We start from the raw sequence: 15,218 nt of genomic DNA, 5'->3' as shown, positions 1-15,218 counted from the left end.
GGCGGGGGCCGGACAGGGCGCGGCGGGTGGCTTCGGCGCCCTGGGCGTCCGAGTAGTCGGTGGTCACCGAGCGGACGTCCGGCAGGCCCCGGCGGGCGGCCTCTGCGCGGAGGGAGGCCATCCGGCGGCGGGTGTGGGCGAGCTCCGGGAGGCCCGCGATATGGGTGATGCGCCGGTGGCCCAGGGTGTGCAGGTGGCTGATGACGGAGGCCATGGCGGCGGTGTCGTCGGCCCGCACCGCGGAGATCGCCGCACCGGGCGGGACCGCCGCGGAGGGGGCGCCCACGACCACCGCGGGCAGGCCCAGCCCGTCCAGCAGACCCGGGCGCGGATCCTCGGCGCGGGGATCGACGAGCAGCACGCCGTCCACGCGGCGCTCGGCCCACCAGTGGCGGTAGACCGCGCACTCGGCGCCGAGGTCCTCCACGACCTGGAACAGCAGCCCGAAGCGGCGGGCGGCGAGAGCTTCCTGCACGCCGGAGACCAGCTGCAGGAAGAACGACTCAACGCCCAGGGTGCGGGCGGGGCGCGCTAGGACAAGCCCCGCCGTCGCCGCGCCCTCGCCGGACAGGGCGCGGGCCGCGGTGCTCGGCTGCCAGCCCAGCTGCTCGGCGACCCGGCGCACGCGCTCGCGCGTGGCCTCGGAGACGCCGGGGCGGCCGTTGAGCGCGAAGGACACCGCGCTCTCCGAGACGCCGGCACGGCGCGCGATGTCCTTGATCGTCGGCCTGCGGGGCGGGGTGCGGCGCACGTTCCTGCCTTCCTCCCCTCGCGCGGGACAGCAACGGGGCACAACACACTAAAGCGCATTAGCAGTTCGCGGTAGGTATTGACTAACTCCCTTTCCGGGGGCACCTTTTGGTCCGCCACCTCCCGGCCTCGACCGAAGGAGACCGCCGGCCATGCCGATACCCCGCAGAGCCGTCGCCGTGACCGTTCCGCTGCTCGTGTCCGCCCTCACGCTGACCGCCTGCGGCTCGGGCGGCTCGGACGGATCCGACGCCGAAGGAGGCGGCGGCGCGGGCGGGAAGCCGGAGGGCGCCATCACCTTCCAGACGTGGAACCTACGCAGCAGGTTCAAGGACTATTTCACCGGCCTGGTCGCCGAATTCGAGAAGGCCAATCCGGGCGTCAGCGTCAAATGGCTGGACCAGCCCGCCGACAACTACGCGGACAAACTGAGCGCGGACGCCGCCGCGGGCACCCTCCCCGACGTCGTCAACGTCTCCCCGGACCTGTCCTTCCCGCTGGCCAGGGCCGGGCTCCTGATGAACCTGGACAAGGAGCCGGCCGTGGCGAAGGCCAAGGGCGCGTACACCCCGGAGGCGTGGCAGGGAAACGTGCTGCCGGGCCTGGACGGCGCGTACTCCTTCCCCTGGTACCTCAACACGGGCCCGCTGTTCTACAACAAGGCCCTGTTCCGGCAGGCCGGCCTCGACCCCGAGAAGCCCCCGAAGACTTACGGCGAGCTGTTCGCCGCGGCCCGTGCCATCGCCGAGCGCTCGGGCGGCAGAATCGCCACGCTCGGCGGCACCCCGGCCGTCGAGGACTTCGGCCGCTACGGGGTACGCCTGATGAACGGCGACGCCACCCGGTTCACGTACAACGAGCCGAAGGGCGTGGAACTGCTCACCGAGTACAAGAAGCTCTACGACCTCGGCGGCCTCGACCCGCAGTCACTGACCAGCACCCCGGAAAAGACCGGCCAGAAGTTCCTGGAACAGAAGGTCGCCATGAATCCCGGCAGCGCCCACGACCTGGAGACCTTCAAGAAGAACGCCCCCGGGCTCTACCGGGAGCTCGGCATCACCGACGCGCCCAACAACACGGGTAAGCCGAACATGTACGTCATGGGCCTCGGCGTCAGCAGCCGCAGCAAGCACAAGGCCGCGGCCGTCGCCTTCGCCCGCTTCGTGACGGACAAGAAGAACCAGGAGGCGTTCGCCCACAAGGTCGCCGTCTTCCCCAGCACCGCGGGCTCCCTCGACGACCCCTACTGGACGAAGGACGACGGCACCGACGAGGGCCGCGTACGGGTCGCCTCGGCGAAGATGCTCAAAGGGGCGGCCAATTACACGCCGGTCGTGCTCAGCGAGGAGATGAAGACCGTCCTCAAGAACGAGGTCGCGAAGGCCCTCCAGGGAAAGAAGACGCCACGACAGGCCCTGGACGACGCGGTCGCGCAGAGCAACAAGCTGCTGCGGCAGGGCTGACCGGCGTGAAGGGCACGCGCACGCACCGGGCCGTCAGCCCCTGGCTCTTCCTCCTCCCCGGGCTCGCCACCGTCACCGCCTTCACCCTCTACCCCTTCCTCACCACGCTCCACGACGCCTTCACCGACGCCCGCGCGCTCACGCCCGGCCGGTGGGTGGGTCTGCACAATTTCCAGGACATGGCGCAGGACGAGCAGTTCTGGGTGGCGCTGCGCAACAGCGGCCTCTACGTGATCCTCGTCGTCCCCTTCACCGTGCTGCTGCCGCTGCTCCTCGCGCTCCTGGTGCAGAAGCGGGTCCCGGGCGTCGCCTTCTTCCGCTCCGCGTTCTACACCCCGGTCGTGGCCTCGTCGGTCGTGGTCGCCCTGATCTGGGGCTGGATGCTGGACGACCGGGGCCTGGTCAACGGCATCCTGCGGGTCCTGGGAGCCGGGCCGTTCGCCTTCCTCGGCGACGAGTGGCTGCTGCTGTTCAGCGCGATGGCCCTGACCGTCTGGAAGGGCCTCGGCTACTACATGATCATCTATCTGGCGGCGCTGGCGCACGTGCCGCGCGAGCTGTACGAGGCGGCGGCCGTCGACGGCGCGGGCGCGCTGCGCCGCTTCACCTCCGTGACCGTGCCCGCCGTGCGCTCGACGATGGTGCTGGTCGGCGCCCTGTCGTCGGTGGCCGCGTTCAAGGTGTTCTCCGAAGTCTTCCTGCTCGCGGGCCCGACCGGCGGCCCGGCCGGGCAGGACACCACCCTGGTCATGCTGGTCCAGCGGACCGGCACGGGCCTCAACGGCCGCGTCGGCTACTCCTCCGCGCTCTCCCTGGTGGTCTTCGCCGTCGCCCTGCTGCTGATGCTGCTGGTGCTGCGCGCCGACCGGAGGGGCAGGGAGGGATGAACCGTTCTGTGCACGGGCAGCGCGTCGTCACCGGACACGGGCAACGCGTCTCGACCGGACACGGGCAGCGCGTCTCCACCGGCGAGAAAATCCTGCGCTACGTCCTCCTCCTCGCCGTACTGGCGCTGACGACCGGCCCGTTCCTCTGGCAGCTGTCGACATCCCTCAAAGGCACCACCGAGAACGTCTACACTTCCCCACCGCGCTTCCTGCCGTCCCGCCCGACCACGCACAACTACACCGCGGTCGCAGACATCATCCCCGTGTGGGACTACGCCCTGAACTCGCTCAAGGTCGCCGCCGCGAGCGTGCTCACGAACCTCGCCGGCGCCTCGGCGGCCGGTTACGCGCTCGCCCGGCTGCGGTTCCGCGGGCGCCGGGCCGCAGGGCTGGCGTTCGTGGCGGCGGTGCTGGTGCCGCTGGAGTCCGTCGTCGTCGCCCAGTTCACGATGATGCGCGACCTGGAGCTCAACAACACGCTCGTGGCCGTCGTCCTGCCGGGCGCGGTCGGCGCGCTCAACGTCCTGCTGATGCGCAACGCCTTCGCGAACCTGCCCTACGAGACCGAGGAGGCGGCCGTCATCGACGGGGCGAACGTGTGGCAGCGGTTCACCCGGATCGCGCTGCCGTCCGTACGGGGCACCCTCGCCGTCGTCGCGGTCTTCTCCTTCATGGGGGCGTGGGACGACTTCCTGTGGCCGCTGATCGTCCTGTCCGACCCCGACCGCTTCACCCTCACCGTCGGCCTGAACTACCTGCACGGCACCTTCCAGCAGGACCCGCGCCTGGTCGCCGCCGGCACGGTCATCGCCGTCGCGCCGCTCGTCGTGATGTTCGCGTGCCTCCAGCGGTACTTCTTCCGCGGCGTCGGGGAGGGCGCCGTCAAGGGCTGACCGCCGCCGGCACCCGTGCCGGGCGAGCGGCAGGGACACCCGCACACAAGACCCCACCGAGAGGGACCCACAAGCAGGGACCCGCAAGCAGGGACTCAACAGCAGGGACCCACGAGAAGGGACACCCCGCCCCATGCGCTTCGGCGTCAACTACACCCCCGCCCGCGGCTGGTTCCACCACTGGCTCGACTTCGACCTGGACGACGTCCGCGCCGACCTGGACTCCGTGGCGGCGCTCGGCCTCGACCACATCCGCGTGTTCCCCCTCTGGCCGCTGTTCCAGCCCAACCGCACCCTGATCCGGCCGCGCGCTGTCGAGCAGCTCGTGAGCCTCGTGGACGCCGCCGGCGAGCGCGGGCTCGACGTCAACGTGGACGGCCTGCAGGGGCACCTGTCCAGCTTCGACTTCGTCCCGTCCTGGACCACGACCTGGCACCGCCGCAGCCTCTTCACCGACCCGGACGTCGTCGACGCGCAGGCCCGCCTCCTCACCCAGCTCGCGGGCGCGCTCGCCGGGCGGCCCAACTTCCTCGGCATGACCGTCGGCAACGAGTTCAACCAGTTCTCCGGCCCGCCCCACCCCGACCCCGACCGCATCCGCCCCGCCCAGGCCGCCGGCTGGCTGCGCCGCATGCTCGCGGCCTGCGAGGAGGGCGCGCCCAGCAGGACGCATCTGCACGCCTCGTACGACGCCGCGTTCCTCGACGGCGCGCACCCCTTCACGCCCGCGCACTCGGCACGGCTCGGGGCCATGACCGCCGTGCACTCCTGGGTCTTCAACGGCACCGCCCAGCGCCACGGCCCGGGCGGCCCCGCGGAGCACCTCGCCTCGTACCTCGTCGAGCTGTCCAAGGCGTGGGCCGACGATCCGGCCCGCCCCGTGTGGCTGCAGGAGACCGGCGCGCCCGCCCCGCACATCCCGCCCGGCCGCGCCGCGGCGTTCACGGAGGCGACCGTCCGGCACGCCCTGGACTGCCCCGGGCTCTGGGGCATCACCTGGTGGTGCTCCCACGACGTCGACCGCGCGCTCGCGGACTTCCCGGAGCTGGAGTACGGGCTGGGGCTGCTCACCAACGACCGCGAGGTCAAGCCCGCCGGGGAGGCCTTCGCGCGCCTCGCCCGGGAACACCGCAGCGCCGGGCCGCCCGCGCCGCGGCGGACCGCCCTGGTCCTGGACGCGGGCGACGCCGAGGAGGCGCCGGGGCGGGCCGTGTGCGCGCCGGGCGGGGCGTTCTTCGAGGCGTGGATGCGGGCCGCCTCCGGCGGGGGGCGGCCGGCGGTGGTGCTGGCCCAGCGTGCGGGGGACGCGGCGCATCTCGCTGCGCGGGGCATCACCGAGGTCGTCGCCGCGGGCGATGTGGTCTGAGCGGTGCGGCCCCGCCACCCGTTTCGGGGCTCCGCCCCGGACCCCGGTCCTCAAACGCCGGACGGCTCGACAAGGGGAGGAACCACCATGCCCATCACTCGCAGGGAAGCCCTCGCCGCCGGTGCCGCCGGCCTCGCGGCCGCCGCACTGTCCGGGGAGCACAGCGCGGCCGCCGCCTCGGCCACCGGGCCCGGCGCAACCGCCGGTCGCGCCCTGTCCCCGGATCTGAGTGGCGCATCGCCTCCCCCGTCCCTCCAGCCGTACGCCTCCTACTGGTTCCCCGGCAGCCTGCCGGACGGTGCGCCCGGGCCCGGGGTCGTCTGGCGCAGCCTCGCGGCGTGGGACCCCGCGCAGGACCCCGATCTGCCGTTCAACCGGGCGACCGTCCCGCTCGCCGCGCGCTTCGCTCCCCCGCCGCCCAACGCCACCGCCCGCGCCGGTCAGGCCCGCGTCTGTGCGCTCGCCGCGTTCGCCCGCACGTCCGGGAACCCGTCGCAGGGCGCGCCGACCGCCGACTTCTACGCGCTCACCCACTGGGCCTACCTCGACGAGCTGGTCTTCTGGGGCGGTTCCTCGGGCGAGGGGCTGATCCTGGCGCCCAACGCGCCCGTCGTGGACGCGGCCCACCGCAACGGCGTGCCCGTCCTCGGCACGGTGTTCCTGCCGCCGGCGGCGTACGGCGGGCAGCTGCAGTGGACGCGGGACCTGGTGCGGCGCGGCCCGGACGGCGGATTCCCGCTGGCCGACCGGATGATCCGGGTGGCGCGGACGTACGGTTTCGACGGCTGGTTCCTCAACGCCGAGACGGGCGGGGGCGATGCGCGCCTCGCCGCGGACATGCGCGACTTCATCTCCTGCTTGCGGCGGCGCGGCAAGGGCCTGCGGATCACCTGGTACGACGCGATGGCCGTCTCCGGCGGCATCGACTGGCAGAACCGGCTCAACGAGCACAACGCCCCCTTCTTCCAGGCGGCCGGTTCGATGTTCCTGAACTTCAACTGGGACCGCTCCGGGCTCGTCTCCTCCGCCGCACTCGCGCGGCGGCTGGGGCGCAGCCCGTACGAGCTGTGGGCCGGGATCGACGTCGAGGCGCGCGGCTGGGACACGCCCGTGGACTGGGACGCCGTCGCCCCGGCGGCGGGACCGCACGTCGCCTCGTACGGCTTCTACCGCCCCGAGTGGACGTGGACGAGCCTGCCCGCCGCGGACCGCGGCCCGGCCGCCTTCCACGCGCGCGACGACCGCTTCTGGTCCGGGCGGGCGCTGGATCCCGCGGCGCCGGAGGCGGGGCCGTGGCGGTCGCCGGCCGCGTCCGTCGCGGACCGGTCCACGCTCACCGCCCTGCCGTTCGCCACGACGTTCAACACCGGTCACGGTCTGGGCTGGTACGAGAAGGGCCGGCGCACGGGCGACGCGGCCTGGAACCACCTGGGGCTGCAGGACCGGCTGCCCGGGCGGCGCTGGGTCATCCGTACGGCGGGTCCGCGGCCGGCCGTCGGTTTCGCCTTCGACGACGCCTGGCGGGGCGGCAGCAGCCTCCTGGTCGACGGCCGGCTCGCCGCCCCTGCGGAGGTCGAGCTGTACGCGTGCCGGCTGCCTCTTTCGGAGGCCACGGTGGTGGAGCTGGCCCACCGCACGGACCCCGGTTCGGCGGCGGTGCGCGTCGAACTGGCGATCGCCATGGACGGGGGCGTCGCGTATCTCCCGGCGGGTGCCCTCCGTGCGGGCGGCCGCGGCTGGACTACCGCGACGGTGCGGGCGGGAGTGAAGCTGCGCGGTCGCAGGGGGCGGACGATCAGGGCGCTCGGCGTCCGGCTCACCGCACCGGACGGCGGCGCGGTGCGCTGGCGGCTGGGCCGGCTGGCGGTGCGCGACGCGGCCCCCGCGGCGCCCGCCCGGCCGGTGGCCCCGGCGGTCACCGCCGCGCGCGTGGGGCCCGGCGGCACGGCCGAGCTGCGCCTGGCCTGGGGCGGCCCGCGGGGCGGCGCGGTACGCCAGTACGAGCTGCGTCAGGCGCTACTCGGCGGGCGCTTCCGCTTCCTCGGCGGCACCTGCGGGCATGCCTACTACGTCCCGGCGCTGCGCCGTACGGACGGCGAGGCGGCCACCCGGATCGAGGTGCGGGCCGTGGACGAGCTGTACGCCGCGTCCGCACCCGCGTCCGTCACCTTCCGCTGGGAGGCGGACCGGCCCCGGGGCTCCAGCCCGGCGAACCAGAGGAAACCGACGTGAGGAATCCGACCTGATGCACAACGACCGCACCATCACCGAAGCCCGGCTGAAGCGCGTGCTGGACGAGCGCATCCGGCCGGCCGTCTACCCCGAGTCGGTGCCGCTGGCCGTCACCGTGTGGCACGCGCCCGGCGAGCCCGTCCCGGTGGCCGAGGGGATCGCCGCCGGGGGCGTGCCGATCGAGACGGGCGCGGCCTGGGGGCCGCCGTGGGGCACGAGCTGGTTCACCGTGGCGGGCAGCGTGCCGCAGGAGTGGGCGGGCCGGACAGTCGAAGCCCTGCTCGATCTGGGGTTCGACGAGAACATGCCGGGCTTCCAGTGCGAGGGGCTGGTCTACCGGCCGGACGGCTCGCCGGTGAAGGGCCTCAACCCGCGCAACCAGTGGGTGCGGATCGCCGAACGGGCGGCCGGCGGCGAGGAGGTGCTGCTGCATGTGGAGGCGTCGTCCAACCCCGTGATCCTCGGCTACCACCCGTTCGTGCCGACCGAGCTGGGCGACCGGGAGACGGCGGACGCGCAGCCGCGCTACCGGCTGGCCCGTATGGACCTGGCCGTCTTCGACCGGACGGTGTGGGAGCTGGTCCAGGACCTGGAGGTGCTGGAAGGGCTGATGTGCGAGCTGTCCCCGGACGCGCCGCGCCGCTGGGAGGTCCTGCGGGCGGTCGAGCGCGCGCTGGACGCCATCGACCTGCAGGACGTCGGCGGCACGGCGGCGCGGGCGCGCGAGCGGCTCGCGGCGGTCCTGTCCGCTCCCGCGCACGCCTCCGCGCACCGGATCAGCGCCGTCGGGCACGCGCACATCGACTCGGCGTGGCTGTGGCCGCTGCGCGAGACGGTGCGCAAGGTCGCCCGCACGACCGCGAACATGACCGCGCTGCTGGAGGACGAGCCGGGGTTCGTCTACGCCATGTCGCAGGCGCAGCAGTTCGCGTGGATCAAGGAGCACCGGCCGGAGGTGTACGCGCGGGTGAAGAAGGCCGTCGCGGACGGCCGCTTCGTGCCGGTGGGGGGCATGTGGGTGGAGTCGGACACGAACATGCCGGGATCGGAGGCGCTGGCCCGGCAGTTCGTGCACGGCAAGCGCTTCTTCCTGGAGGAGTTCGGCATCGAGACGGAGGAGGTGTGGCTGCCGGACTCCTTCGGCTACTCGGCGGCCCTTCCGCAGCTGGTGCGGCTGGCGGGGGCGAAGTGGTTCCTGACGCAGAAGATCTCCTGGAGCCGGACGAACAAGTTCCCGCACCACACGTTCTGGTGGGAGGGGCTGGACGGCACGCGCGTCTTCACCCACTTCCCGCCGATCGACACGTACAACGCGCAGCTGTCGGGCCGCGAGCTCGCGCACGCGGTGCGCAACTTCCAGGAGAAGGGCGGTGCCACCCGCTCGCTCGCGCCGACGGGCTGGGGCGACGGGGGCGGCGGCACGACGCGCGAGATGCTGGCGCGGGCGAAGCGGCTGGCGGACCTGGAGGGCTCGGCGCGGGTGGTGTTCGAGAAGCCGTCGGCGTTCTTCGAGAAGGCGCACGCCGAGTACGCGCAGGCGCCGGTGTGGGCGGGCGAGCTGTACCTGGAGCTGCACCGGGCGACGCTGACCAGCCAGGCCCGCACCAAGCAGGGCAACCGGCGCAGCGAGCACCTGCTGCACGAGGCGGAGCTGTGGGCGGCGACGGCGGCCGTGCGGGCGGGCTTCCCGTATCCGTACGAGGCGCTGGACCGGATCTGGAAGACGGTGCTGCTGCACCAGTTCCACGACATCCTGCCGGGCACGTCGATCGCGTGGGTGCACCGGGAGGCGGCGCAGACGTACGCGGCGGTGGCCGCCGAGCTGGAGAAGATCGTCGCGGGGGCGCTGGAGGCCCTGGCGGGCAACGGGACGGACGGCGGCGGGACGGTGGTGTTCAACGCGGCGCCGCACGGGCGCGGCGAGGTGCCGGCCTTCGGCGCGGCGGCCGCCGCCGGTACGGTGCCGCCCGTGGCGTCCGTGGCGCCCGTGCCGCGCGACGGCGGCGGGTTCGTCCTCGACAACGGCCTGCTGCGCGCCGAGGTCGACGGGCGGGGCCTGGTGGTGTCGGTGTACGACCCGGCCGCCGGCCGGGAGGCGATCGCTGCGGGCGCGGCGGCCAACCTGCTCCAGCTGCACCCGGACTTCCCGAACATGTGGGACGCGTGGGACGTGGACCACTTCTACCGGAACACGGTGACCGACCTGCCGGACGCCGAAACGGTGGAGGCGGCGGACGACGGTGCGGTGCGCGTGGTGCGGGTCTTCGGCTCCTCCCGCGTCGAGCAGCGGATCTCCCTGCCCGCGGGCCAGCGGCGGCTGGACATCGCCACGGAGGTCGACTGGCACGAGACGGAGAAGTTCCTCAAGGCGGCGTTCCCGCTGGACGTGCACGCGGACCGGGTGGCGGCCGAGACCCAGTTCGGCCACCTCTACCGGCCCACGCACACCAACACCAGCTGGGACGCGGCCAAGTTCGAGGCGTGCGCGCACCGCTTCGTCCACCTGGAGGAGCCCGGCTGGGGCGTGGCGGTCGTCAACGACTCGACGTACGGCTACGACGTGACGCGCTCGGCCCGCCCGGACGGCACGGGCACGACCACGACGGTCCGGCTGTCGCTCCTGCGGGCCCCGCGCTTCCCCGACCCGCGCACGGACCAGGGCACGCACCGCTTCCGGTACGCGCTGGTGCCGTCCGCCTCGGTCGGCGACGCCGTCCGCGAGGGCTACCGCATCAACCTCCCGGAGCGGCGGGTGCCGGGGAGTGCCGGGGTGGCGCCCCTCGTACGCGCCGGCGGCGAGGCGGTCGTCGTCTCCGCGGTGAAGCTCGCGGACGACGGCAGCGGCGACGTCGTCGTCCGGCTGTACGAGTCGCTGGGCGGCCGGGCCCGCACTCGCCTGGAGACCGGTTTCCCCCTCGCCTCGGCCTCGGTGTGCGACCTGCTGGAACGGCCGCTGGCCGCGGCGGCGACGGACGGCGATGCGGTTCCGCTGTCGCTGCGGCCGTTCCAGATCCTGACGCTCCGGCTTGAGCGGCGTGGCTGAGCGGACTTGCTGAAACCCGGTGGGTTTGCCCGCGCCCCGTCAGGGGCGCGGGGAACTGCGCGACGAGCCACGGACGGCCCGCAGCCGCCGAACCGCGGCGCCGACCGGGCGCTCACGCGCCGATCGCCCCCATCAGCATCGGGAAGGAGGCCACGAGCTCCCGCTCCCAGTACGGCCACGTGTGCGTGCCCTCGGACGCGCACACCGTGGCCGGGATGCCGAGCTGCCGGAGCCGGGCGCGGAACTCCTGGTTCATGCCGAAGACCGCGCGTTCGACCGCTTCGCCGCCGTGCGCCGCGGGGTCGGTGCAGCGGGCCGGGGAGGGCGGCGGGCCGCCCCACTGCCAGCCCGTGCCGCTGTCGGTGCCGTTGCCGTAGGAAACGTAGAGGGGCGTCCCGGCGAGGGAGGCGGCCTGGTGGAGCGGGCTGTTGCGCTCCCAGATGCCGCGCTGGCGCACGTCGGCGGGGTCGGCGGTGTCGAAGGGATAGCCGGGCTCGCCCCACAGGCGCTTCCAGTCCGTGAGGCAGGTGAGGCCGCCCAGCTTGACGGCGTCGGGCCCGTTGAAGCCGCCGTCGGGCGACTTGTAGAGCGGGTTGACGGCTCCGCTGTAGGAGGCGGCCGCTTTGAACATGCCGGGGTGCGCGGCGGTGAACTTCAGCGCGCCCTGCCCGCCCATGGACAGGCCGGCGATCGCCGCCCGTTCGGTGCCGGCGCGGTACTCGCGCTCCAGGAGCGGCCTGAGCTCGCCGAGCAGGTACGTCTCCCAGGCGGGCGGGCCGCCGGCGCCGTGGTTCCACCAGTCGCTGTAGCCGCTGCAGCCGCTGGTCTCCGGCATGACGACGATCGCGTCCCGCGCGGCGGCGAGCTCCTCCACGTGCGTGTTGTCCGTCCAGTCCTTGTGGTTTCCGCCGCCGCCGTGCAGCAGCCACAGGGTGGGCCACGTGCGCCGCGCCGTGCGGTCCCAGCCCGCGGGAAGCAGCAGCCGCACCCACTTGGTGTGCGTCAGCCCGTCGATCTCCGGCGACCGGACGGCCACGTCGAGCATGCGGTCGCCGATCCGTACCTCCCGGACGACCCGGGCGGGATTCTCCGCGGCCCGGGCCGTGCCCCCGCCCGCGGGGACCTGCGCCCCCAGCAGCGCCAGGATCAGCGCGAGCACCGTGAGTGCCGCGCGCCTGCGTGTCTCGTGCACCATGTGACGCCCCCTCACCATCGGTGGTGTTCGTCCACACTACGGTGAGGGTGTGACAACGTATGTGGCGCTGCTGCGCGGTATCAACGTGGGCGGGAAGAAGCGCGTTCCCATGCAGACCCTGCGGGAGCTGCTCTCCGGCATGGGGTGCGGCTCGGTGCGGACGCATCTCAACAGCGGCAACGCCGTCTTCACCCGTCCCGGGACGGACCCGGACGAGCTCGCCCGCGAACTGGAGCAGGCGATCGAGCGCGAGCTGGGCTTCGCGGTCACGTGCATGGTGCGCGAGGCGGGTGACATACGCCGTGTCGTTGACGCCGATCCGTTCGCCGGACGGCAGACCGATCCCGCGCGGTACCTGGTGACCTTCCTGGCCGCGCCCGCTGGTCCGGCCGCCGTGGCGGACATCGACCCGGCGGCGTACGCGCCCGAGGAGTTCGTCCTGGCCGGGCGCGAGCTCTACGTGTACTACGCGAACGGCGTCCGCGACGCGAAGCTCGCCAAGGTGCTGACGGAGCGCCGCCTGGGCACCCCGGGCACCGCCCGCAACTGGAACACGGTCACCAAGCTGGCCGCCATGGCGGAGGAGACGAGGCAGACGGAGGAAGAAGAGGGGGAGGCGGCCGCCGCCGGGGGGTGACTCCGGCGCAACCACCCGCCCCCGGCTCAGCCGGATGACCTCTCCGCTTAGCATGCGGGCATGAAGCTGCGTTTTCCCCGCCTGCGCGGGCGACGGCTCGCCGCCACCGCCGCCGCGGCCGTGGTGCTCGCCGGCGGCGGCACCTGGGCCGCCGCCTCCGGCGCCGGCGGCGATCCGCCCGTGCACCGCGAGGACCGCTTCATGACCCTGCCCGAGGCGCCCGGAGCCGGCGGTTCCGTACGCATCGACACGTCGTTCTTCACGGCGGGCGGTCCGGGCCGCAGGCCGGCCGTCCTGCTCGCGCACGGCTTCGGCGGCAGCAAGGACGACCTGCGCGGGCAGGCCGAGAAGCTGGCGCGCTCCGGCTACGCGGTGCTCACGTGGTCCGCGCGCGGCTTCGGGCGCTCCACCGGGCGGATCGGGCTCAACGACCCCGACCGCGAGGTCGCCGACGTCAGCCGGCTCCTCGACTGGCTGGCCGCGCGCCCCGAGGTGGAGCTCGACGGGGACAAGGACCCCCGGGTGGGCATCGCGGGCGGCTCCTACGGCGGCGCGGTCGCGCTGCTCGCGGCCGGTCACGACAAGCGCGTTGACGCGATCGCCCCGCAGGTCACGTACTGGAACCTCGCGGACGCGCTCTTCCCCGGCGGGGTGTTCAAGAAACTCTGGGCGGGGATCTTCTTCACCTCCGGGTCGGCGGCGCCCGGGCCCGTCACAGGCGGCGGCAAGGCCGGGGCGGCTCCGCCCGCCGCGCAGGCCTCTCCCTCGGCGGCGCTCGGCTGCGGGCGGTTCGAGAAGCGGCTGTGCGACATGTACGAACGGGTCGCGGTGGCCGGCAAGCCGGACGGGGAGGCCCGCGAGCTGCTGGAGCGCCGCAGCCCCTCCGCGGTCGCCGACCGCATCAAGGTCCCGGCGCTGCTCTTCCAGGGGCAGGCCGACTCGCTCTTCCCCCTGGACCACGCGGACGCCGCCGCCGCGGCGATCGGCCGCAACGGCGCGCCGGTCGCCGTCGACTGGATCGCGGGCGGCCACGACTCCGGCATCGGCGAGACCGACCGCACGGTCGCGCGCACGCGCGCGTGGTTCGACCGCTACCTCAAGGGCGACGAGAGCACCGGCACGGGCCCCGCCTTCCGGGTCAGCAGGACGGGCGGCATCGACACCACCGACGGCAAGGCGCAGCTGCGCGGCGCGAGCGGCAGCAGCTACCCCGGCCTGCGGCACGATCCGCGCACGGTCGGCCTGACCGGCCGCCGGCAGACCTTCGCCAACCCGCCGGGGTCGGCGCCGCCGGCGATCTCCGCCGTGCCGGGTGTCGGAGGCGCGGCGTCGCAGCTGTCCGGGCTGGGGGTGGGGCTGTCGCTCGACTTCCCCGGCCAGCACGCCCGCTTCGACTCCGTGCGCCTGGACGAGGGCATCCGGGTGACGGGCGCGCCCACGGTCAAGGTGAACGTGCGGACCGACTCCGCGCAGGGCGACGCCGTGCTGTTCGCCAAGGTCTACGACGTCGGCCCGAACGGGCAGCAGGTGCTGCCCGAGCAGCTCGTCGCGCCGGTGCGCGTGACGGACGCGAAGGACGGCCGGACGGTGGAGCTGCGGCTGCCCGCGATCGACCACACCTTCGAGTCCGGGCACCGGATGCGGCTCGTCCTCGCCGCGACCGACCTGGGCTACGCCTCGCCGGCGGCACCCGCCACGTACAGCGTCTCCCTGGAGGGCGGGCTGAGCGTGCCGACCGCACCGGAGGTGCGGACCGCCTCGGCCGCGCTGCCGTGGTGGACCTGGGGGCTGCCGCTGGGCGGTGCGGTCGTCGCGGCCGCCCTGCTGCTGACCGGGCGCCGGCGGGCGGCCGCGCCGGCCCCGGACCCGGCGCTCGCCGCGGTGCCCCTGCAGATCACCGGGCTGAGCAAGCGGTACGCCAAGTCCGCCGACCGGTACGCCGTGCGCGATCTGTCGTTCCGGGTCGAGCGCGGCCAGGTGCTGGGGCTGCTCGGGCCCAACGGCGCCGGCAAGACCACGACGCTGCGCATGCTCATGGGGCTCATCCGCCCGGACGGCGGCGAGGTGCGGGTCTTCGGGCAGGCGGTGCGGCCGGGCGCGCCGGTACTGTCGCGGGTGGGGGCGTTCGTGGAGGGCGCCGGCTTCCTGCCGCACCTGTCCGGGCGCGCCAACCTGGAGCTGTACTGGCGGGCCACGGGCCGCCCGGCGCAGGACGCGCACCTCGACGAGGCGCTGGAGATCGCGGACCTCGGCCCGGCCCTGGAGCGCGCCGTGCGGACGTACTCCCAGGGCATGCGGCAGCGGCTCGCGATCGCCCAGGCCATGCTGGGGCTGCCGGACCTGCTGATCCTGGACGAGCCGACGAACGGGCTGGACCCGCCGCAGATCCGGGAGATGCGCGAGGTGATGATCCGTTACGCGGCGGCCGACCGGACCGTCATCGTCTCCAGCCACCTCCTCTCCGAGGTCGAGCAGACGTGCTCGCACCTGGTCGTCATGGACCGCGGCCGGCTGGTGACCGCCGGTCCCGTCGCGGACATCGTCGGCGCGGGCGACGCGCTGCTCGTGGGCGTCGAGGGCGAGGTCACGGACGTGACGGCGGACAAGGTGGCCGCGCTGCCCGGCGTGGCCTCGGCGGTACGGGCAGAGGACGGGCTGCTGGTGCGGCTCGACGGCGCGACCGTGCCGCAGCTGCTGGCGGAGCTGGTCCGGCTGGAGGTCCCGGTGGCGCGCGTGGGTCCGCACCGCCGCC

Annotated in this window: 10 protein-coding genes; 8 read left to right on the top strand and 2 right to left on the bottom strand. The window is 74.0% G+C overall.

Going from position 1 to position 15,218, the window contains the following annotated elements; genetic code table 11:
- The coding region (locus tag ACSNOH_RS26580) for a LacI family DNA-binding transcriptional regulator (protein ID WP_436723952.1) at nucleotides 1-751 on the bottom strand (751 nt) is incomplete at its 3' end.
- Between the two features lie 151 nt (nucleotides 752-902).
- On the opposite strand from ACSNOH_RS26580, the gene ACSNOH_RS26575 reads away from it, so the two are divergent.
- The 6 genes from ACSNOH_RS26575 (at nucleotide 903) to ACSNOH_RS26550 (ending at nucleotide 10,634) form a co-directional block, all read left to right on the top strand.
- On the top strand, nucleotides 903-2,213 hold the full coding sequence (locus ACSNOH_RS26575) for an ABC transporter substrate-binding protein (RefSeq protein ID WP_436723951.1): 1,311 nt from the start codon (nucleotides 903-905) through the stop codon (nucleotides 2,211-2,213).
- A 5-nt stretch (nucleotides 2,214-2,218) separates the two neighbouring features.
- Complete coding sequence (locus tag ACSNOH_RS26570; RefSeq protein WP_436723950.1) at nucleotides 2,219-3,100, top strand: carbohydrate ABC transporter permease; 882 nt, start codon at nucleotides 2,219-2,221, stop codon at nucleotides 3,098-3,100.
- Nucleotides 3,097-3,993, top strand: coding sequence for a carbohydrate ABC transporter permease (locus ACSNOH_RS26565; RefSeq protein ID WP_436723949.1), 897 nt, complete (start codon nucleotides 3,097-3,099; stop codon nucleotides 3,991-3,993). Before ACSNOH_RS26570 ends, ACSNOH_RS26565 begins: the two co-directional genes overlap by 4 nt.
- Before the next feature lie 133 nt (nucleotides 3,994-4,126).
- Entirely contained in the window at nucleotides 4,127-5,359 is a 1,233-nt protein-coding gene (locus ACSNOH_RS26560) for a glycoside hydrolase 5 family protein (protein WP_436723948.1), read from the top strand.
- 87 nt (nucleotides 5,360-5,446) lie between these two features.
- Nucleotides 5,447-7,591, top strand: coding sequence for an endo-beta-N-acetylglucosaminidase (locus tag ACSNOH_RS26555; protein ID WP_436723947.1), 2,145 nt, complete (start codon nucleotides 5,447-5,449; stop codon nucleotides 7,589-7,591).
- A 13-nt stretch (nucleotides 7,592-7,604) separates the two neighbouring features.
- Nucleotides 7,605-10,634: an alpha-mannosidase gene (locus ACSNOH_RS26550; protein ID WP_436723946.1), complete on the top strand. Its 3,030-nt coding sequence runs from the start codon at nucleotides 7,605-7,607 to the stop codon at nucleotides 10,632-10,634.
- A 112-nt stretch (nucleotides 10,635-10,746) separates the two neighbouring features.
- Here ACSNOH_RS26550 and ACSNOH_RS26545 read toward each other — a convergent pair whose 3' ends face one another.
- A complete protein-coding gene (locus tag ACSNOH_RS26545; protein ID WP_436723945.1) occupies nucleotides 10,747-11,829 on the bottom strand; it encodes an alpha/beta hydrolase in 1,083 nt (360 codons plus the stop codon).
- Between the two features lie 49 nt (nucleotides 11,830-11,878).
- Here ACSNOH_RS26545 and ACSNOH_RS26540 point away from each other — a divergent pair, with 49 nt between their 5' ends.
- Nucleotides 11,879-12,466 carry a DUF1697 domain-containing protein gene (locus ACSNOH_RS26540; protein WP_436723944.1) on the top strand — a complete coding sequence of 196 codons (588 nt, stop codon included), beginning with the start codon at nucleotides 11,879-11,881 and terminating at the stop codon, nucleotides 12,464-12,466.
- 60 nt (nucleotides 12,467-12,526) lie between these two features.
- A partial coding sequence (locus ACSNOH_RS26535; protein ID WP_436723943.1) for an alpha/beta fold hydrolase occupies nucleotides 12,527-15,218 on the top strand: 2,692 nt, incomplete at its 3' end.

Origin of the sequence: Streptomyces sp. URMC 127 (assembly GCF_051386535.1) — a bacterium.
Lineage (GTDB): Bacteria > Actinomycetota > Actinomycetes > Streptomycetales > Streptomycetaceae > Streptomyces.
This window is presented reverse-complemented; position numbering and strand designations above follow the sequence as displayed.

Excerpts from the sequence above, each read along its gene's own strand:
- ACSNOH_RS26575 (WP_436723951.1), top strand. The coding sequence starts at position 903 with ATGCCGATACCCCGCAGAGCCGTCGCCGTGACCGTTCCGCTGCTCGTG.
- ACSNOH_RS26565 (WP_436723949.1), top strand. The coding sequence starts at position 3,097 with ATGAACCGTTCTGTGCACGGGCAGCGCGTCGTCACCGGACACGGGCAA.
- ACSNOH_RS26560 (WP_436723948.1), top strand. The coding sequence starts at position 4,127 with ATGCGCTTCGGCGTCAACTACACCCCCGCCCGCGGCTGGTTCCACCAC.
- ACSNOH_RS26555 (WP_436723947.1), top strand. The coding sequence starts at position 5,447 with ATGCCCATCACTCGCAGGGAAGCCCTCGCCGCCGGTGCCGCCGGCCTC.
- ACSNOH_RS26550 (WP_436723946.1), top strand. The coding sequence starts at position 7,605 with ATGCACAACGACCGCACCATCACCGAAGCCCGGCTGAAGCGCGTGCTG.
- ACSNOH_RS26545 (WP_436723945.1), bottom strand. The coding sequence starts at position 11,829 with ATGGTGCACGAGACACGCAGGCGCGCGGCACTCACGGTGCTCGCGCTG.